This window comes from Streptomyces sp. NPDC107471, from assembly GCF_055582845.1.
On sequence record NZ_JBVJPC010000001.1, the window covers coordinates 146,613 to 165,732 of the forward strand.

Here is a 19,120-nt window from a genome sequence, read left to right on the forward strand (position 1 = left end):
TCACTGGACCGAGCCGCCCGTCACCTCGCTTCAGCCACCCCCTTAGGCTGCCCGTACCGGACGACTGGAAGGACCCCCCATGGCCGTGGCGCCCAAGCCCGAGATTCTCGCTGCCTTCGAGGCTGCCAAGGGGTTCATGCCCCTGGGGGAAGGGCTGGCGCTCTACGAGGCCGCTCTGGAGGCCGGGCGGCTCGGGCTGCCGTTGCTGGAGGTCGGTACGTACTGCGGCCGGTCCGCGGTTCTGCTCGGGGACGCGGCCCGCGAAGCCGGTGTGGTCGCGCTGACCGTCGACCACCACCGGGGCAGCGAGGAGCAGCAGCCGGGGTGGGAGTACCACGACCCGGAGACCGTGGACCCCGAGCTCGGGGTGATGGACACGCTGCCGACCTTCCGCAGGACGCTGTACCGGGCCGGACTGGAGGAGCACGTGGTCGCCCTGGTCGGGCGGTCGCCGCAGATCGCGAAGGTCTGGGGCTCCCCGCTCGGCCTGGTCTTCGTCGACGGCGGTCACACCGACGAGCACGCGAACGCCGACTACGAGGGCTGGGCCCCTCATGTGGCCGAGGGCGGCCTGCTCGTCATCCACGACGTGTTCCCCGAGCCGGAGGACGAGTTCACCGGCCAGGCGCCCTACCGTATCTACCTGCGGGCCCTCGCCTCCGGCGCCTTCACCGAGATCTCCGCGACCGACTCGCTGCGGGTCCTGCGGCGGACGCGGGCGGTGACCCCGGAGCGGGGTTAGAGTCGCAGACGTGTCGTACGCAGGCCCTGAACTCGGTTCCCCCCAGCCCCGCCGGCCCCGCCGCCCCCTGACCGTCGCCCTCGCCGTGCTCGTGCCGGGCGCGCTGCTCGGGTGGCTGGTGTACGAGGGAGTGGGCGGGGCGGCCGACGGCAACGGGACGTCGGCCGCGGCGAGTCCGCGGTCGAGCGCACCGCCGGCCGTCTCCTCCACCACCGCCGAGGACAAGAAGCCCCTCGCCCCGCTCCAGGGCAAGGTCGTCGTCATCGACCCCGGGCACAACGTCACCAACTTCCGGCACACGGCCGAGATCAACCGCAAGGTGGACATCGGCACGCACCGCAAGGAGTGCGACACCACGGGGACGTCCACCAACTCCGGTTACGCGGAGGCCGAGTTCACCCTCGACGTCGCCCACCGGCTGCGCACCCTGCTGCAGGGGGAGGGCGCGACGGTGAGGCTGACCCAGGACGGCGACCGGCCCTTCGGCCCCTGCGTGGACGAGCGCGCCAGGATCGGCAACGACGCGAAGGCCGACGCGGTGGTGTCGATCCACGCGGACGGCGCCGGCGCGGGTCAGCGCGGCTACCACGTGATCCTCCCGGGCCGCGTGCACCAGGGCATCGCCGACACCCGCCCGATCGTCGCCCCCTCCGCGGAACTCGGCGAGCTCGTCGCACGCGACTTCGGCCGGGTGACGGGCACCGCCCCCTCCAACTACATCGGCGACGGCACCGGTCTGGACACCCGCACCGACCTGGGCGGCCTCAACCTGTCGAAGGTTCCCAAGGTGTTCATCGAATGCGGCAACATGCGCGACAGCAAGGACGCGGCGCTGCTCACCAGCGGGGCCTGGCGGCAGAAGGCCGCGCAAGGAATCTCTGAGGGAATCGTGAGTTTCCTGCGCGGGTGACGCCCGGCGCGTGAACCCGTCGTACGCTGCGCCCGGCCGGACGATAGGGTCTACCGACGACGAGACGACCTACGAAGGACTTGAAGTGAATATCCGCTCCCTCACTCGAGGCGACGGCGTGGTGATCGGTGCAGCGGTGTTGCTGTTCATCGCGTCGTTCCTTGATCTGTACTCGGTCGACGGAGCCCCCGACGACGCCGACCTCCCCAGCGCCTGGGCGAGCGGTCCGGTCGTGATGGGGGTCGTGCTCGCGGGCATCATCGGCGCCGCCCTCGTCGTCCTGTCGCGCGGCATGCCGCAGCTCCCCAAGCCGGCGGGCCTCGATCTCGGGCAGGTCGGCACGGCGTTCACGATCTTCGCCGCCTGGAGCGCGCTCGGCAACGTCTTCGACCCGCTGAGCGCCGCGGACTACGGCTCCAGTTCGGACACCGTCAGCGCCGGTGTCGGCCTGATCCTCGCTCTCGTCGCCACCGTGGTGATGGCCGGCGCCGCGGTCGCCACCCCGCTCGTCCCCGCGCTGCAGGCCGGCCTCGTCCCGGCCCCCAAGCCGCCCCAGCCGCAGCCCTACGGCGCCCAGCCGCCCGGTGGTTACGGCTACCCGGGCGCCCAGCAGCCGGGCCAGCAGGGCCAGCCCTACGGCGGTCAGCCGCAGCCGGGTCAGCCCTTCGGCGGCGCACAGCCGCAGCCGTCGGCCCCGCAGCCGCCGGCCGCGGAGTTCTCGCCGTTCTGGTTCGCCGTGCCGGTGCCGCGTCCGCTGTTCGCGGAGGACGGTTCGCCGACGCCGATCGCCGAACTCGCCCCGGGCACCTGGTACCTGGCGGTCGAGCAGCGCGGTCAGGGTCTGGTGGCCCAGACGCAGGACGGCCGTCGTGGTGTGCTGCAGGACACGAGCGGCATCCAGCGCGGCTGACCCCTTCGAGGTCGTAGGACGGCCCCTCGCCCTTCCGGGCGGGGGGCCGTTGCCGTACATTCGCGAGCGGCCCGGTGAACTGACGAGCCGTCAGGAGGCGTCGTGCGACTCGGTCTTGCGCTCGGTTACTGGGGTCGGGGCCCCTCCCCCGACCATGTGCCGCTGGCCCAGGAGGCGGAGCGGCTCGGCTATGACTCGGTGTGGACAGCCGAGTCGTGGGGGTCGGACGCGTTCACCCCGCTCACCTGGATCGCGGCACAGACCTCAACGATCAGGCTGGGTACGGCGGTTGCGCAGATGGCGGCCCGCTCGCCCACCACGACGGCCATGCACGCCCTCACCCTGGACCACCTCTCCGGCGGCCGGGTCATGCTCGGGCTCGGACTGTCCGGGCCGCAGGTCGTCGAGGGCTGGTACGGCCGCCCGTTCCCCAAGTCGCCGCTGACCGCGACCCGGGAGTACGTCGACGTCGTACGGCAGGTGCTGCGGCGGGCGGCGCCGGTCGAGGTGGACGGCCGTTTCCACTCCCACCCCTACCGGGGGCCGGACGGCACCGGGCTCGGCAGGGCGCTCAAGCCGATCACCCATCCCCTGCGGGCCGACCTGCCGGTCCTGCTGGGCGCCGAGGGCCCGAAGAACATCGCCCAGACGACCCGGATCGCCGACGGCTGGCTGCCGTTGTACTGGTCGCCGGACCGGCCCGAGGTGTACGAGGCCGCGCTCGCCGGCGCGCCGGAGGGCTTCCTGGTCGCGCCCATGGCCCAGGTGCGGGTCTGCGACGACGTGGCGGAGGGGCTGCTGCCGGTCAAGACGATGCTCGGCTTCTACATCGGCGGAATGGGCCACGCGGCCCGCAACTTCCACGCCGATCTGATGGCCCGTATGGGATACGAGGAGCAGGCGCGCAGGATCCAGCGGCTGTTCCTCGAAGGGCGGCGCGAGGAGGCGGTGCTCGCCGTGCCGGACGCGTTCGCCGACGAGATCTCGCTGGTCGGCCCGCGCCAACGCATCGCCGAGCGGCTGGAGTCGTGGCGCAAGGGGCCGGTGACGGACCTGCTGGCGCTGGCCCCGGACCGCGAGTCGCTGCGGGTGCTGGCGGAGCTCAACGCGTGACGCCAGGTTTCGCACCGGAATTCGCGGCCATTCGAACAACATGTCCACTCATACGCGCCGTGGTGCCAACTCAGCCGGGACGGTCATAGCGGTCGTCGCCGACATCATGGCCCTCATCCTGGGCCTGTGGATCCTGATGTACCTGCTGGACGCCAACCGTGCGAACGACTTCGTGCAGTTCATCCACGATGCCGCTCGCTGGCTCGCCGGCTGGTCCTACGACCTGTTCACGTTCGACGAGGCCTGGGCCCGCGTAGTGGCCGGCTACGGTCTCGCAGCGGTGGTCTACCTCTTCGTGGGCCATGCCATCGCCAACAGGGCTCACCGTCACTGAAGCGACCTGAAGGGGCGCGGGGGCCGTACCGATCAGCGGCTCCGCCGCGGGGCGCGACAAGCCGCAGACGACCCGCGCCCGCCGACGGACCGACAGGGCCGAGCTCTCAGGCGCAGCAGTCCGGGTCCAGGCCGACCGGCAGGCGGTCCCCGCCGAACACCGCGCAGGTGGCCTCGTGGCCACCCAGCGCGGCGACGGCCAGCAGCAGTGACCCGGCCGTCCACGTGGTGAGCTCCCGCGGCCAGACCGCGCGGTCCTCGAACACGTACCCGGTCCAGTACAACCCGCTGTCCGGGTCCCGCAGGTGCTGGATCGACTGGAGGATCTCCAGGGCCCGGTCGGACTCGCCCGTGACCCACAGGGCCAGCGCGAGTTCGGCCGACTCCCCGCCCGTCACCCACGGGTTGGGGACGACGCAGCGCACTCCGAGGCCGGGCACGACGAACCGCTCCCAGCCCTCCTCGATACGGGACTTGGCCTCCGCACCGGTCAACGCCCCACCGAGGACCGGGTAGTACCAGTCCATGGAGTAGCGGTCCTTGTCGAGGAAGCGCTCGGGGTGCCGGCGGATCGCGTGCCGCAGCGCGCCGACGGCCAACTCCCAGTCGGGCTGGGCCTCTTCACGCTGTTCGGCGATCGCCAGCGCGCACCGCAGCGCGTGGTGGATGGAGGAGGACCCGGTGAGCAGTCCGTCGGTGACGGGCCTGCCGTCGTCCTCGCGCTTCCACCCGATCTGCCCGCCGGGCTGCTGGAGCCCGAGCACGAACTCCGTCGCCGCGTACACCGTCGGCCACATCCGGTCGAGGAACGTGTCGTCGCCGGTGGAGAGGTAGTGGTGCCAGACTCCTACGGCTATGTAGGCGACGAAGTTGGTCTCGCGCCCGTGGTCGGTGACCTCGGCGAAGTGCCCGTCCTGGTACGCGGCGTACCAGGATCCGTCCTCGTTCTGGTGGCGTGCGAGCCATTCGTAGGCCCGCTCGGCCGCCTCGTGCTCGCCGGCCGCGTCGAGGGCCATGGCCGCCTCGGTGTGGTCCCACGGGTCGAGGTGGTGCCCGCGGAACCACGGGATCGCCCCGTCCTCCCGCTGCACGGCCAGGATTCCGGTGACGGTCGCGGTGGCCTGCTCGGCCGTCAACACCCCCGGCAGGACCAGGTGTTCGGTACGCGGAGTCGTCACCGCGCGTCCACGGAGGACACGGCGGGCAGGTGCGGCTTGGTCGCGTACGCCACGAAGCTCTTGCCGATCAGGGGGTTCAGGGCCTGCTCGGCGACCCTCGTCGCCAGCGGCTTCTTCATGATGTCCCAGACCAGGAGCTTGTGGTACGCCTTCACCGGCAGCGCCTTGTCGTTGTCGACACCGAACGCGCACTTCAGCCACCAGTACGGGGAGTGCAGCGCGTGGGCGTGGTGGGTGCCGTAGGGCTTGAGCCCGGCTTCCCGTATCTTCGCGAGGAGTTCGTCCGCCTTGTAGATGCGGATGTGGCCGCCCTCGACCTCGTGGTAGGCGTCGGACAGTGCCCAGCAGACCTTCTCGGGGCCGTAGCGCGGAACGGTGATCGCGATCCGGCCGCCCGGCTTCAGTACCCGGACCATCTCGGCGAGCACGCCCTTGTCGTCGGGGATGTGCTCCATCACCTCCGAGATGATCACGACGTCGAAGGACTCGTCGGGGAAGGGCAGGGCCAGGGCGTCGCCCTCCATGGCCGTCGCGGTGGCGCCCTCGGGGGCCTCCCCGGCCTCCTTCATCGCCGCGAACCACTTGGCGACCTCGCGGATCTCCTCGGCGTTCTGGTCCAGGGCCACGACCTGCGCGCCGCGCCGGTAGCACTCGAAGGCGTGCCGGCCGGCCCCGCAGCCGAGGTCCAGGACGCGGTCGCCCGGCGCGAGCGGGAACCGGGAGAAGTCGACGGTCAGCACGTGGCCCTGCTTTCGGGGTAGACACCGGTGTCACTGGTGGGGGCTGCCGGGGCAGCGGTGTTCGAGGTGGCGGCCACGACGCTGTCCGGGCCGGCATCGACGGGTCCGGCTCCCGCGCCGGGTCCGTGGCCGGGGGCCGCCGTGCGGGGCGCGGGCCCGCGCCCGGCGTCGGCCATCGCCTCCCGGTAGCGGGTCACCGTTCCCTCGGCGGCACGGGCCCAGGTGAAGCGGGCGAGGACGCGTGCGCGTCCCGCCGCCCCGAGCCGGGTGCGCAGCTCCGGGTCGCCCAGCAGTCGGCCCAGCGCCACCGCGAGGGCGCCGGGGTCGCCCGGCGGCACCGCGAGGCACGTCTCGCCGTCACGGCCGGCGACCTCGGGGATCGCGCCGCCCGTCGTGGCGACCAGCGGGGTCCCGGTCGCCATCGCCTCGGCGGCCGGCAGCGAGAAGCCCTCGTACAGCGACGGCACGCAGGCGACCTCCGCCGAGCGGACCAGGTCGACCAGTTCGGCGTCCGAGATGCCCTTGACGAAGTCGACGGCGCCTTCGAGGCCGTAGCGCTCGATCGCGGCGGCGACCGGGCCCTCGGTGGGCCGCTTGCCCACGACGACGACGTGCGCCCCGGGGTGTTCGGTGCGCAGCTTCGCCAGTGCCTCGACGAGGAAGACCAGCCCCTTGAGGGGGACGTCCGCGCTGGAGGTGGTGACGATCCGGCCGGGGACGACCGGTACGGACGGATCCGGCTTGAACAGGTCGGTGTCGGCGCCGATGTGGACCACGTGGATACGGTCGTCGCGCACGCCGAGGTGGTCGACGATCTCCTGCCGGGAGGTGCCTGAGACGGTGAGCACGGAGGGCAGTCGGCGGGCCACCCGCTTCTGCATCCGGGTGAAGGCGTACCAGCGGCGCTTGGACATCCGCTGCCGCCGGCCCTCGGCCGCGTCCAGTTCCAACTGCCGGTCCACGGTGATGGGGTGGTGGATGGTGGTCACCAGCGGTGCGCCGACGTCGCCCAACAGGCCGTAGCCGAGGGTCTGGTTGTCGTGGATCACGTCGAACTCGCCGCTGCGGGCCCGGAGATGGCGTCGGGCCCGCAGGGAGAAGGTGAGCGGTTCGGGGAAGCCGCCGGTCCACATGGTGGCGACTTCCAGGGCGTCGATCCAGTCCCGGAACTCGTCGCGTTTAGGGGTGCGGAAGGGGTCCGGGGAGCGGTAGAGGTCCAGGCTCGGCAGCTCGGTCAGGCTCAGACCGTCGTAGCCCGGGTCGAGGACCGGGTACGGCTGGGAGCCGATGACCTCGACGCGGTGGCCGAGACGGGCCAGTTCGCGTGAGAGGTGCCGGACGTAGACGCCCTGGCCGCCGCAGAACGGGTTCCCTTTGTACGTGAGGAGCGCGATACGGAGCGGTCGCTCGCCGTCTGCGGCCGGGTCCTCGGAGGGCCCGGCCTGACTGGCCTCAGCGGTCACTCTGGGCCCCCTTCTGCCTGCACTGTCCCGCGAGATTACGACGAGACGGTAATCTAGAACAAGTTTCAGACTTGATCGTTCAGGAGGCTCCGAATCTACCGGCAGGTAGGGGTCCTGTGAGCGGTGGATCAGGTGATTCACGCCACGAACGCCGAGAGCGCGCCGCGGCCCGGCGTCCTGCCATGCTGTGTGATCGCGAGCCCTCACGGACTGTCACGGAACCCAAGGTGGACAAGGTGGCCAAGCCGGCCGGAGTGGAAGCCAGTACCGCACGATCCGACGTGCCACCGCTGACCGAGCGGCAGGAGGCGCGGCGCCGGCGCATCCTGCACGCGAGCGCGCAGCTCGCGAGCCGTGGCGGGTTCGACGCGGTGCAGATGCGGGAGGTCGCGGAGTCCTCGCAGGTGGCGCTCGGCACCCTCTACCGCTACTTCCCCTCCAAGATCCATCTGCTGGTGGCCACCATGCAGGACCAGTTGGAGCACATGCACGGCACGCTCCGCAAGAAGCCCCCGCAGGGGGAGACGGCGGCCGAGCGGGTCGCGGAGACCCTGATGCGGGCCTTCCGCGCCCTGCAGCGCGAACCGCACCTGGCCGACGCGATGGTCCGCGCGCTGACCTTCGCGGACCGCAGTGTGAGCCCGGAGGTCGACCAGGTCTCCCACCAGACCACGCTGATCATCCTGGACGCCATGGGCCTCGCCGACCCCACCCCCGAGCAGCTCTCCGCGGTCCGCGTCATCGAGCACACCTGGCACTCGGCCCTGATCACCTGGCTCTCGGGCCGCGCCTCCATCGCCCAGGTCAAGATCGACATCGAGACGGTGTGCCGCCTGATCGACCTGACGGACCCCAGGTCCTGAACGGGCCCGGGGCCCGGCCGGAACCCCGGCCGACCGGGGCTCCGGCCGCCTCCTCCCCCGGCCCGCTACTCCTCCGGCGGGAACACCGGCTCACCGCTTCCCAGCAGGGCGATCGTGATGGCCTCGACCGGGCAGTTCTCCGCCGCCGCCAGGATCTTCTCGTTGGCGTCGGTGTCCGGGGCGGCGGGGTGGGACTGGCGGGCGGTGTCCAGGCGGAAGCCGTCGGGTGCGGTGTGCACGCACTGCGCCGAGCCCACGCACAGGGAGCGGTCCACCTCGACGTGCCAGCGGTCCCCCATCGCCCGTCATCCCTCCCAGCCCGCCGGCAGGTGGATCATCTTGTGCTCCAGGTACTCGCCGTAGCCCTCGGGCCCGAACTCCCGTCCCAGGCCGCTGTTCTTGTAGCCGCCGAAGGGGCCGAGCATGTCGAGGCTGAAGGTGTTCACCGAGTACGTGCCGGTACGGACCTGACGGGCGACCTCGATGCCGCGCTCGACATCGGCCGTCCACACGCTGCCGGAGAGGCCGTAGTCCGAGTCGTTGGCGATCTTCACGGCCTCGGACTCGTCGCCGTAGGGCAGCAGGCAGATCACCGGGCCGAAGATCTCCTCGCGGGCGATCCGCATCGAGTTGTCGACGTCCCCGAAGAGCGTCGGCTCGACGTACCAGCCGCGGTCCAGACCGGCCGGACGGCCACCGCCGGTGAGGATCTTGGCGCCCTCCTCCTGACCGATCCTGATGTAGTCGAGGTTGCGGCGCTGCTGGCGTTCGGCGACCAGGGGTCCGACCTGGGTCGCCGGGTCGAGCGGGTCGCCGACGACCAGCGCGCTCGCCGCCGCGGCCAGGGCCTCGGCGAACTCGTCGTAGCGGGAGCGGGGCAGCAGGATGCGGGTCTGGGCCACACAGGCCTGTCCGTTGTTCATCCAGGCGGACGGGACGATCCCGGCGACGGCCGTCTCGACGTCCGCGTCCGGCAGCACCACGGCCGCCGACTTCCCGCCCAACTCCAGTGTCACGCGCGTGAGGTTGCGGGCCGCGACCTCCATCACGCGCTTGCCCGCACCCACCGAGCCGGTGAAGGAGACCTTGTCGATCCCCGGGTGCCCGACCAGGTACTCGCTGACCTCGCGGTCGGCCGGGAGGATGGACAGGACACCCTCCGGCAGCCCGGCCTCCCGGGTGATCTCGGCCAGGACGTACGCGTCCAGCGGTGACTCGGGCGACGGCTTGAGCACCACCGTGCAGCCGGTGAGCAGGGCGGGCGCGAGCTTGGCGGCGGCGACGAACTGCGGGACGTTCCAGGGGACTACGGCCGCCACCACCCCGACCGGCTCACGGCGCACGAGGATGCGGCCGAGGACCCCGTCGCGCCGCTCCTCGTACGTGAAGCTGCGGGCGACGGTGATCGCCGAGTCCCAGACCATCATCGCGCCGAGGGCCTGCGCGAGGACGCTCCAGGAGTACGGCGAGCCGTTCTCGGAGGAGATCACGCGGGCGATCTCCTCGTGCCGTACCGCGATGGCGTCCTTGATCCTGGTGACGACCTCGATGCGCTCGTCGAGCGTCATCCGCGGCCAGGGCCCCTCGTCGAAGGCGGTGCGCGCGGCGGCGACGGCCGCGTCCACGTCCGCGCGCGAGGCGTGCGGCACCCGGCCGATGACCTCCTGGGTGTGCGGGGAGATCACCTCGATGACGTCCTCGCCCAGGGGGTCGGTCAACTCCCCGCCGATGAATAGCTGTCCGTGTTCCACGAGCTCGGTCATGGCGAACGCCTCCCTGCGGCGGCTTACTGACGAACCATCAGATACGGAACTGATACCAGTTCCCCTCGGAGGAGTCCACGGGCCGTACGCCGCACGCATTGGTGACCTCGGGCTACCGTCGAAACCCGTTCTAGTTATAGTGGCCCGAACGCGGTGATTGGGGAACTCATGGCGCAGATGCACGACCATGGTGGCGGCGTCCGGTCCGTGCGGGTGCCCATCCCCGACAACCCCCTCGGCCACACGCTCGTGTACGTCGTCGACACCGACCGCGGTCCCGTCCTGATCGACACCGGCTGGGACGACCCGGCCTCCTGGGACACCCTCGCCGCGGGGCTGACCGCGTGCGGGACCGACGTCGGCGAGGTCCACGGGATCGTCGTCACCCACCACCACCCCGACCACCACGGCCTCTCCGGGCAGGTGCGCGACGCCTCCGGTGCCTGGATCGCGATGCACGCGGCGGACTCCGCGATCGTGCGGCGCACACGGGAGACCCGGGCCGAGCGATGGTTCACCTACATGACGGCCAAGCTGGAGGCCGCGGGCGCCCCCGAGGAGCACGTGGCCCCCCTGCGCACCGCCCGGCGCCGCGAACTCCCCGGCTTCTCCCCCGCGTTGCCCGACCGCGAGATCGTCCCCGGGGAACTCCTCGACCTGCCCGGCCGCAGGCTCCGGGCGATCTGGACGCCCGGACACACACCGGGTCATGTGTGCCTGCACCTGGAGGAGGAGCACCCGGCCCGGCTCCCGGGCCACGGCCGGCTGTTCTCCGGCGACCACCTGCTGCCCGAGATCACCCCGCACATCGGCCTGTACGAGGACCCCGACGACGCCACCGTGGCCGACCCCCTCGGCGACTACCTCGACTCCCTGGAGCGGATCGGCCGCCTCGCCCCCGCCGAGGTCCTCCCCGCCCACCAGCACGTCTTCTCCGACGCGGGCGCCCGGGTGCGGGAGTTGCTCGCCCATCACGAGGAACGCCTCACCGACCTGCGCTCCCTGCTCGCCGAGCCGCTCACCCCCTGGCAGCTCGCCGAGCGCATGGAGTGGAACCGGCCCTGGGAGCAGATCCCGTACGGGTCGAGGAACATCGCGGTCTCGGAGGCCGAGGCGCATCTGCGGCGGCTGGTGAAGCTGGGGCGGGCGGAGGCGGTGACGGGGAGCGACCCCGTGACGTACGTGGCCGTCTGACCTCGCGCGGACGCCCGCCGCGACCGCACAGGCGGCTCTCAGCCGCCTTCCTACGGGCGAGTAGAGTGGCCCGGTCGTCGTCACACCCGTACGGGGGAAAGCCGGTGCAATTCCGGCGCCGACCCACCGCCGGTGCCTCAGGGGCCCGGCGGGGCCCCCGGCGTGAACCGCCCCGCCGGCGGTGAGCCGGACCGCCCCGCACGGTCGTGACCGGCTCGCGTGCATCGGCAACCGGCCGGTGTGCGGCACCGTCGCACCACACGGAGCCGAGCCGCCCGGGGGTCCTCCCGTGCTGCCCGGCTCCCCGCAGGGAGAAGGGCAACCGCCGATCATGAACGTCCGCCGCAGCGCCGCCGTCCTGGCCGCCACCGTCGTGATCGGCACGGCCACGCCCGCCGCAGCCGCCTCGCCGTCCCCGTCGTCCCCCTCGTCCCCCTCGTCCCCGTCCGGGCTGTACGGCAGCACGGACCCCACGTACGACGGGGTCTGGCGGCAGTCGCTCGCCCTGATCGCCCTGCACCGGGTGGACGTGGCGCCCGCCGCCGCGGCCGTCGGCTGGCTGGCCGGTCAGCAGTGCGCGAACGGCGCGTTCCCGGCCTACCGCGCCGACCCGGCCAAGGCCTGCGACGCCAAGGTCACGGTCGACACCAACAGCACGGCCGCCGCCGTCCAGGCCCTGTCAGCGTCCGGCGGGCACGACAGCGCGGTCGGCAAGGCGGTGACCTGGCTGAAGTCCGTGCAGAACAAGGACGGCGGCTGGGGCTACACCCCCGGCGGGGCCAGCGACGCCAACTCGACGTCCGTGGTGATCGGCGCGCTCGACGCCTCCGGCACCTCCGTCGCGCAGGTCGCCAAGAACGGCAAGTCGCCCTACGAGGCCCTGCTGAAGCTGGCCCTGCCGTGCGCCGACGGGGGCGCGTTCGCCTACCAGCCGGACAAGAAGGGCAAGCTCACGGCCAACGCGGACGCGACCGCGGCGGCCGTCGTCGGCGCGCTGGGCACGGGCATGCCCACCGTGCGGGCCGGCGAGGCGAAGAAGGCCGGCTGCGCCGACGCCTCGACACCCACCGCACAGCAGGCCGCGGCCAACGGCGCGGCGTACCTGGCGAAGGCGGTCGCGAAGGACGGCCACCTGACCTCCGCCCTCCCCGGCTCCGAGCACCAGCCCGACTACGGCAACACGGCCGACGCGGTCGTGGCCCTGGCCGCACAGGGCGGGACGGCCGCGGCCGCGGGCCCGCTGCGCTGGCTGGAGGAGAACTCCGCCAAGTGGGCCGAGCAGAGCGGCCCGGCGGCCTACGCCCAGCTCATCCTGGCCGCGAGGACGGGCGGCGCCGACCCGCGCGACTTCGGCGGCACGGACCTGGTCGAGCGGCTGACCGCGGCGGGACCGACGCCGAAGGCGACGTCGACGGCGGCACCGGCCGCCGAGTCGCAGGACGACTCCGGCCCCTCCGTGTGGTGGATGGTCGGCGTGGGTCTCGCCGCCGGGGCCGGCATCGGCTTCCTGATCAGCAGCCGCAACAAGAGGAAGCAGCCGTGACCCGCCGGGCGGTCCTCCTGTCCCTCCTGACCGGCCTCCTCCTCGCCACCGCGAGCCCGGCCCACGCCACCGGCTACCGCTACTGGTCCTTCTGGGACCGCACCGGGACGACCTGGACCTACGCCACCCAGGGCCCCTCGACCGCGGTCCCCTCCGACGGTGACGTCCAGGGCTTCCGCTTCGCCGTGAGCGAGGACTCGGCGGACGCGGACCGGCCCCGCGGGACGGCGTCGTTCACGGAGATCTGCGCGGACACCCCCGGGCGGGCGGGCCGCAAGCGCGTGGCGCTGGTCATCGACTTCGGTACGGCCGCGGACGCCCCGTCCGGCGAGCGGCCCCCGGCGAGCCGCACCGAGTGCGCGGTCGTCCCCCGCTACGCGACGACGGCGGAAGCCCTGGCGGCGGTGGCCGAGCCGCTCCGCTACGACACCAACGCGCTGCTGTGCGCGATCGCGGCCTACCCGGAGAAGGGCTGCGGCGAGCCGACGAAGGAGCGGGGGCAGAAGGAGGCGACGCAGACGGGGAAGCAGCCGGAAGGCAGGGCGGACCCGTCGGACGGGGGCCCGTCCGTGGGCCTGGTCGCGGGCCTGGCGGCGATCGCCGCACTGGGAGCGGCGGCGGTGTGGCAGACGAGGCGGCGCAGGAATGCCCCGTAGCTCACCCGTCCCGCCCGCGCCCCTGCACCCCGGCGCCTGGTGGCTGTGGTCCCTCTCCCTGGGGATCGCGGCCACCCGCACCACCAACCCGCTCCTGCTCGCCCTCCTCGTCGTCGTCTCCGCCTACGTGGTGGCGACCTGCCGGCGCGCCACCCCATGGTCCCACTCGTACTCCGCGTTCCTCAAGCTCGCCCTCGCCGTCCTGCTGATCCGGCTCCTCTTCGCGATCGTGCTGGGCTCCCCCGTCCCGGGCACCCATGTGCTCGTCGCTCTCCCCGAACTGCCCCTCCCCGACTGGGCCCAGGGCATCCGCCTGGGCGGGCGGGTCACCGCGGAGTCCCTGGTCTTCGCCCTGTACGACGGCCTCAAACTGGCCACCCTCCTGGTCTGCGTCGGCGCGGCGAACGCCCTCGCCAACCCGCACCGGCTCCTCAAGTCCCTGCCCGGCGCCCTCTACGAACTCGGTGTCGCCGTGGTGGTGGCCCTGACCTTCGCCCCGCACCTCATCGCCGACGTCCAGCGGCTGCGCGCCGCCCGCCGGCTCCGCGGGCGCCCGGACTCCGGTCTGCACGGCCTCCTCCAGGTCGGACTCCCGGTCCTGGAGGGCGCGTTGGAGCGGTCGGTCGCCCTCGCCGCGGCGATGGACGCCCGCGGCTACGGCCGTACGGCGGAGGTCCCGCCCGCGGTCCGCCGTACGACCACCGCGCTCACCCTCGGCGGGCTGCTCGGGGTGTGCGCGGGAACGTACGGACTGCTCACCGCCGAGGGCGGCACGTACGGCGTCCCGGTGCTCCTCGCCGGTCTCGTCGCCGCGCTCGCGGGTCTGCGTCTGGGCGGCCGCCGCACCCCGCGCACCCGTTACCGGCCGGACCGCTGGACCGCCCGGTCCCTGCTGGTCGCCGGTTCCGGTGCGGCCGTGGCGGCGGTCATGTTCCTGGCGAGCGCCACCGATCCGGCCGCCCTGCACCCCGGGGTGGTGCCGCTCGTCGCCCCCGCCCTCCCGCTCGGGCCGGCCGCGGCGGTCCTGCTGGGCCTGCTGCCGGCCTTCCTCGCCCCCGCCCCCAAGGAGCCGTCGCCGTGATCCGCTTCGAGAACGTCTCCGTGACGTACGACGGCGCGTCCGAACCCACCGTCCGGGGCGTCGACCTGGAGGTGCCCGAGGGTGAACTCGTGCTGCTGGTCGGCCCGTCGGGGGTCGGCAAGTCCACGGTCCTCGGCGCGGTCAGCGGGCTCGTCCCGCACTTCACCGGCGGCACCCTGCGCGGCCGGGTCACCGTCGCCGGCCGCGACACCCGCACCCACAAGCCGCGCGAACTGGCCGACGTAGTCGGCACGGTGGGCCAGGACCCGCTGTCCCACTTCGTGACGGACTCCGTGGAGGACGAACTCGCCTACGGCATGGAGTCGTTGGGCCTGCCCCCCGCGGTGATGCGGCGCCGGGTGGAGGAGACCCTGGACCTGCTGGGCCTGGCGCCCCTGCGCGACCGGCCACTGGCCACCCTCTCCGGCGGCCAGCAGCAGCGGGTGGCGATCGGCTCGGTCCTCACCCCGCACCCCCGGGTGCTGGTCCTGGACGAACCGACCTCGGCCCTGGACCCCGCGGCGGCCGAGGAGGTCCTGGCCGTCCTCCAGCGCCTGGTCCACGACCTGGGCACCACGGTCCTCATGGCCGAACACCGCCTGGAACGCGTCATCCAGTACGCCGACCAGGTGGCCCTCCTGTCGGCCCCGGGCGCACGTCTGCGGGTGGGCCCCCCGGCCGAGACGATGGCCGTGTCCCCGGTGTACCCCCCGGTGGTGGACCTGGGCCGGCTGGCGGGCTGGGACCCCCTCCCGCTGACGGTGCGGGACGCGCGGCGCCGGGCGGGAGACCTCAGGGCGCGACTGGCCGGACGTATGACGACGGACAACGCGCCCGAGGCCGCCGAGGGCGGGACCGCCCCACAGAGGCCACCCGGTGGGGCGGGTCGGAACGAAGGCACGTCCCGCCGCTGGCGGGCGTTCCGCTCGGGACCCACCGCACCCGCACCCGCCGCCCGCCTCGCCGACGTGAGCGCCCTCTCCGTCCGCCGGGCCCATGTCCAGGCCCTGCGCCACCTCGACCTCACCATCACCCCCGGCGAGACCATCGCTCTCATGGGCCGCAACGGCGCCGGGAAGTCGACCCTCCTCAACACCCTGGTCGGCCTCGTCGAACCGTCCGCCGGAACGGTCCGGGTAGGCGGCGCCCCGCCGCACCGCACCGCCCCCCGCGACCTCGTCCGCCGCGTGGGCCTCGTCCCGCAGGAGCCCCGGGACCTCCTGTACGCCGACACGGTCGCGGCCGAATGCCGGGCCGCCGACACCGACGCCGACGCACCACCCGGCACCTGCCACGCCCTCGTCACCGAACTGCTCCCCGGCGTGCGGGACGACACCCACCCGCGCGACCTCTCCGAAGGCCAGCGGCTCGCCCTCGCCCTGGCCGTGGTCCTGACCGCCCGTCCGCCCCTGCTGCTCCTCGACGAGCCGACCCGCGGCCTCGACTACGCGGCGAAGGCCCGCCTCGTGCGCCTGCTGCGGGAACTCGCCGCCGCCGGCCATGCGATCGTGCTGGCCACCCATGACGTGGAGCTCGCCGCCGAGCTCGCCCACCGGGTGGTCCTGCTGGCCGAGGGCGAGGTGATCGCCGACGGACCGGCGACCGAGGTCATCACGTCCTCGCCCTCTTTCGCCCCGCAGGTCAGCAAGATCCTGGCCCCGCAGCGGTGGCTCACGGTCGCCGAGGTGCGGAAGGCCCTGTCATGACCCCGGACCCCGTCGTGAAGCAGGACCCCGGCACACCGGAGCGGGCCATCGGCACACCGGACGGGACCCCCGTCACGCCCCCGAGTCCCGTCCGGACCCGGGCCGTCCGTCTCGGCCCCCGTTCCGTCCTCACCCTCGCCCTGGTCAGCGCCGTGGGTGTGGTCGCCTTCGGCTGGCCCTTCCTCGCCCCGCCCACCTCCCAGGTCGGCACCCACGCCCAGGACGCGCCGTGGCTCTTCGCCGGACTGCTCGTCCTCCTGGTCGCTGTGGTCGCCGCGGCGCTCGCGGAGTCGGGGCTGGGCCCCAAGGCCGTGGCGATGCTCGGCGTGCTCGCCGCGACCGGCGCCGCGCTCAGGCCGATCGGTGCCGGTACGGCCGGGATCGAGCCGATGTTCTTCCTGATGGTGCTCAGCGGCCGGGTCCTCGGCCCCGGTTTCGGCTTCGCGCTCGGCAACGTCACGATGTTCGCGTCCGCCCTGCTCACCGGCGGGGTGGGGCCGTGGATGCCGTTCCAGATGCTGGCGATGGGCTGGTTCACGATGGGCGCGGGCCTGCTGCCGGTGCCCGCCCGCGCGGGGGGCCGTACCGAGGTCAGGCTGCTGGCCGGCTACGGGTTCGTCGCCGCCTTCGCCTACGGCACGGCCATGAACATGGCCGGCTGGCCCTTCCTGGGCGCCCTCGCCTCGGACATCGCCTTCGACCCGCAGGCCGGAGTGCCGGCCAACCTGGCCCGTTTCGTCGCGTACTGCCTGGCCACGTCGGTCGGCTGGGACCTCGGCCGGGCCCTGGTCACCGTCGTGCTCACGCTCACCCTCGGACCGGCGCTCCTCAGGGGGCTGCGCCGGGCGACCCGGCGTGCGGCCTTCGAGGCCCAGGTCACATTCGAGGCGCCCGAACGGTGAAGCGCCCCACATGACCCAGCTCACCTACTAACGGGAACAGTAGGAACATTTCAGACATAACGCCCATCGCACACACCCGCTGACCTGGGCTTTGAGAGCCGGGTCACACGGACCGCCATTCCCGGCGATGCGGACACAACTAGTAAAAGGGGTCATTGCGGACGTCTTCCGAGCCTGTTTCTCTGGACGACGTCGCACGGCGCCGACAAGCCCACGGGCCTCGGCGCCGACGCATGTCCCCCGGGACCGCGAGCGACACCACCGTCCCCGAAGAAAAGGTTCCCCGTGTCCGTCTCCCGCTTCGCCCGCCGCATCGCTTCCCCGAAGAAGGCCATCACCACCGCCGCGATGGCCGCCGCCACCGCCGGCCTGGTCCTGACCGCGGCGCCGGCCCAGGCGGCGACCACCACCTCGTCCACCTCCGCCAAGGCCATCGCGCACAAGATGATCCCGAACGCCGCGCAGTACGCCGCGTTCAGCAAGATCGTCGAGCACGAGAGCGGTTGGGACGTCGACGCCACGAACTCCTCCTCCGGCGCCTACGGCCTGGTCCAGGCCCTGCCCGGCTCCAAGATGGCCTCCGCCGGTTCCGACTGGAAGACCAACGCCAAGACCCAGATCAAGTGGGGTCTGGACTACATGAACTCCCGCTACGGCAGCCCGACCGGCGCCTGGGCCTTCTGGCAGGCCAACGGCTGGTACTGAGCCGCCGAACCCCCGCGCGCCTCACCGCCGTACGCCGTCGAAGAACCGCGCCACCTGCGGGGCCGACACCAGCACCGACCCGAAGTGGTCCACGGCCCCCTGATCGACCACCCGCACCCTCGCTCCCTGACCTGCGAGGGTGCGGGCGCATGTCCGGGTGTTGGCGAGCGGCACGTCGGTGTCGCCGGCCGCCGCGTACAGCCGCACCGGCACCTCCGGCTTCCAGTCGCAGGTGTGGTCGGCGGCCCGCATCGCCTCCAGCACGGCGCCGGACGGGTGCCGCAGCCGCTCGCGGAAGGCGGGGGTGAGCAGCCGTTCCACCGAGGGTGCGAGTCCCCTGACGACGTCCTCCTGCTCGTGGCTCCCGTCGAGCAGGCTCTCGACCCGGTGCGCGTAGGGCGCGCGGAAGGCGTCGGAGGGGTCCTTGTAGAGGGGGTGCAGACGGTTCTGGGCGACCAGCCAGTAGGAGATGTAGAGGACCCCGCTGGTGTCGTTGACCCGGCCGTCGAAGAGCGCGGGCATCTCCGTGCCCTCCAGGTCGTACGGGCCGCTGACCGGCGCGAGTGCCGTCAGCCGGAAGTGCCGGTCGGCGCCTGCCGCCAGGGCCTTGCCGAGCGCCATGGCGGCCTGGCCGCCCTGCGAGAAGCCCGTCGCGTACACCGCACCGGTCAGCGGGCGCCCGAGCCGTTCCGCGGCCGTCCGCGCGGCCCGCAGCATGTCGACGGAGGCGGTCACGGACGAGGCGGTGTCCATGTACGGATGCGGGCCCGGACCCGTGCCGAGACCGAGGTAGTCGGGGGCGGCGACCGCGCGGCCCGCGGAGGCGTGGACGTACGACGGCACCCGCCCGAAGTCCTCGCTCGCCGAGGGCGCGTAGTCGCGGTCGACCATCGTGCCGTGGGTGTCGGAGACCAGGTCGAGGCGGTGGGCGCCGCCCCGGGGCAGCGTCAGCAGCCCGGTCGCGGTGGTGGGCTCGCCGTACGGGTCGACGGTCCGGTAGGTCAGGCGGTACGCCCGGACACCGTGCCGCACCACGCCCGTGTCGACGTCCCGCCCGGCCAGGAACGACCTGACCTGCCCGGCGTCCCGGACGGCGACCGGCGTGACCGCGACCAGGTCACCGCGCCGCGTCGCAGGGGTGTGCTCGGCGCCGGCCGCCGCCACGGGGGCGTCGGCGAGTCCGACGAGCAGCAGGGCCGCCGCCGCGGCGAGTCCCCTCCGCGTGCGCCGACCCGCCCGTGTCACTTGGGATGTGCGCGTCTCGTCACTCATGTCCTCGACGCTAGGGACGCGCAGGTCACCCCGACATCCGAGAGTC

At 73.0% G+C, this 19,120-nt stretch carries 19 protein-coding genes; 13 read left to right on the forward strand and 6 right to left on the reverse strand.

Going from position 1 to position 19,120, the window contains the following annotated elements; translation table 11 throughout:
• Positions 1 to 79 precede the first annotated feature (79 nt).
• The 5 genes from ACZ66S_RS00660 (at position 80) to ACZ66S_RS00680 (ending at position 4,009) form a co-directional block, all read left to right on the forward strand.
• On the forward strand, positions 80 to 742 hold the full coding sequence (locus ACZ66S_RS00660) for a class I SAM-dependent methyltransferase (RefSeq protein ID WP_469898655.1): 663 nt from the start codon (positions 80 to 82) through the stop codon (positions 740 to 742).
• A 10-nt stretch (positions 743 to 752) separates the two neighbouring features.
• Positions 753 to 1,652, forward strand: a complete 900-nt coding sequence (locus tag ACZ66S_RS00665; protein WP_469898656.1) for an N-acetylmuramoyl-L-alanine amidase — start codon at positions 753 to 755, stop codon at positions 1,650 to 1,652.
• Between the two features lie 85 nt (positions 1,653 to 1,737).
• Positions 1,738 to 2,562, forward strand: a complete 825-nt coding sequence (locus tag ACZ66S_RS00670) for a hypothetical protein (RefSeq protein ID WP_469898657.1) — start codon at positions 1,738 to 1,740, stop codon at positions 2,560 to 2,562.
• A gap of 102 nt (positions 2,563 to 2,664) precedes the next feature.
• Positions 2,665 to 3,675 carry an LLM class F420-dependent oxidoreductase gene (locus ACZ66S_RS00675; protein WP_469898659.1) on the forward strand — a complete coding sequence of 337 codons (1,011 nt, stop codon included), beginning with the start codon at positions 2,665 to 2,667 and terminating at the stop codon, positions 3,673 to 3,675.
• A gap of 40 nt (positions 3,676 to 3,715) precedes the next feature.
• Positions 3,716 to 4,009 (forward strand): hypothetical protein, encoded by a 294-nt coding sequence (locus ACZ66S_RS00680; protein WP_028807437.1) that lies wholly within the window; start codon positions 3,716 to 3,718, stop codon positions 4,007 to 4,009.
• Positions 4,010 to 4,115: 106 nt separating this feature from the next.
• Here the strand turns inward: ACZ66S_RS00680 and ACZ66S_RS00685 are convergent, their stop codons facing one another.
• The 3 genes from ACZ66S_RS00685 to ACZ66S_RS00695 are packed head-to-tail and all read right to left on the reverse strand — an operon-like array spanning position 4,116 to position 7,389.
• Positions 4,116 to 5,186, reverse strand: coding sequence for a prenyltransferase/squalene oxidase repeat-containing protein (locus ACZ66S_RS00685; protein WP_469898661.1), 1,071 nt, complete (start codon positions 5,184 to 5,186; stop codon positions 4,116 to 4,118).
• A complete protein-coding gene (locus ACZ66S_RS00690) occupies positions 5,183 to 5,926 on the reverse strand; it encodes a class I SAM-dependent methyltransferase (RefSeq protein ID WP_469898662.1) in 744 nt (247 codons plus the stop codon). The genes ACZ66S_RS00685 and ACZ66S_RS00690 overlap by 4 nt, the downstream gene beginning before the upstream one ends.
• A complete protein-coding gene (locus tag ACZ66S_RS00695; RefSeq protein WP_469898663.1) occupies positions 5,920 to 7,389 on the reverse strand; it encodes a glycosyltransferase family 4 protein in 1,470 nt (489 codons plus the stop codon). The genes ACZ66S_RS00690 and ACZ66S_RS00695 overlap by 7 nt, the downstream gene beginning before the upstream one ends.
• 182 nt (positions 7,390 to 7,571) lie before the next feature.
• Between ACZ66S_RS00695 and ACZ66S_RS00700 the strand changes: the two genes are divergently transcribed.
• Positions 7,572 to 8,252, forward strand: a complete 681-nt coding sequence (locus tag ACZ66S_RS00700; RefSeq protein WP_469898664.1) for a TetR family transcriptional regulator — start codon at positions 7,572 to 7,574, stop codon at positions 8,250 to 8,252.
• Between the two features lie 65 nt (positions 8,253 to 8,317).
• On the opposite strand, the gene ACZ66S_RS00705 is transcribed toward ACZ66S_RS00700, so the two are convergent.
• Both ACZ66S_RS00705 and ACZ66S_RS00710 read right to left on the reverse strand, forming a co-directional pair.
• Positions 8,318 to 8,551: a ferredoxin gene (locus ACZ66S_RS00705; protein WP_469898666.1), complete on the reverse strand. Its 234-nt coding sequence runs from the start codon at positions 8,549 to 8,551 to the stop codon at positions 8,318 to 8,320.
• 6 nt (positions 8,552 to 8,557) lie between these two features.
• Positions 8,558 to 10,015, reverse strand: coding sequence for an aldehyde dehydrogenase (locus tag ACZ66S_RS00710; RefSeq protein ID WP_469898667.1), 1,458 nt, complete (start codon positions 10,013 to 10,015; stop codon positions 8,558 to 8,560).
• 168 nt (positions 10,016 to 10,183) lie between these two features.
• Between ACZ66S_RS00710 and ACZ66S_RS00715 the strand changes: the two genes are divergently transcribed.
• The 7 genes from ACZ66S_RS00715 (at position 10,184) to ACZ66S_RS00745 (ending at position 17,802) form a co-directional block, all read left to right on the forward strand.
• Entirely contained in the window at positions 10,184 to 11,209 is a 1,026-nt protein-coding gene (locus ACZ66S_RS00715) for an MBL fold metallo-hydrolase (RefSeq protein ID WP_469898669.1), read from the forward strand.
• 331 nt (positions 11,210 to 11,540) lie between these two features.
• A complete protein-coding gene (locus tag ACZ66S_RS00720; RefSeq protein WP_469898671.1) occupies positions 11,541 to 12,752 on the forward strand; it encodes a prenyltransferase/squalene oxidase repeat-containing protein in 1,212 nt (403 codons plus the stop codon).
• A complete protein-coding gene (locus ACZ66S_RS00725) occupies positions 12,749 to 13,408 on the forward strand; it encodes an SCO2322 family protein (protein WP_469898672.1) in 660 nt (219 codons plus the stop codon). The genes ACZ66S_RS00720 and ACZ66S_RS00725 overlap by 4 nt, the downstream gene beginning before the upstream one ends.
• Entirely contained in the window at positions 13,398 to 14,489 is a 1,092-nt protein-coding gene (locus tag ACZ66S_RS00730; protein ID WP_469898674.1) for an energy-coupling factor transporter transmembrane component T, read from the forward strand. The genes ACZ66S_RS00725 and ACZ66S_RS00730 overlap by 11 nt, the downstream gene beginning before the upstream one ends.
• Positions 14,486 to 16,195: an ABC transporter ATP-binding protein gene (locus ACZ66S_RS00735; protein ID WP_469898676.1), complete on the forward strand. Its 1,710-nt coding sequence runs from the start codon at positions 14,486 to 14,488 to the stop codon at positions 16,193 to 16,195. The genes ACZ66S_RS00730 and ACZ66S_RS00735 overlap by 4 nt, the downstream gene beginning before the upstream one ends.
• Positions 16,192 to 17,097: an ECF transporter S component gene (locus ACZ66S_RS00740; protein ID WP_469898678.1), complete on the forward strand. Its 906-nt coding sequence runs from the start codon at positions 16,192 to 16,194 to the stop codon at positions 17,095 to 17,097. Before ACZ66S_RS00735 ends, ACZ66S_RS00740 begins: the two co-directional genes overlap by 4 nt.
• Before the next feature lie 285 nt (positions 17,098 to 17,382).
• Positions 17,383 to 17,802, forward strand: coding sequence for an aggregation-promoting factor C-terminal-like domain-containing protein (locus ACZ66S_RS00745; RefSeq protein ID WP_469898679.1), 420 nt, complete (start codon positions 17,383 to 17,385; stop codon positions 17,800 to 17,802).
• Between the two features lie 21 nt (positions 17,803 to 17,823).
• Here ACZ66S_RS00745 and ACZ66S_RS00750 read toward each other — a convergent pair whose 3' ends face one another.
• The gene (locus ACZ66S_RS00750) at positions 17,824 to 19,074 is read right to left on the reverse strand and encodes an alpha/beta hydrolase (RefSeq protein ID WP_469898680.1); all 1,251 of its coding nucleotides are present in this window, start codon (positions 19,072 to 19,074) and stop codon (positions 17,824 to 17,826) included.
• Positions 19,075 to 19,120 lie beyond the last annotated feature (46 nt).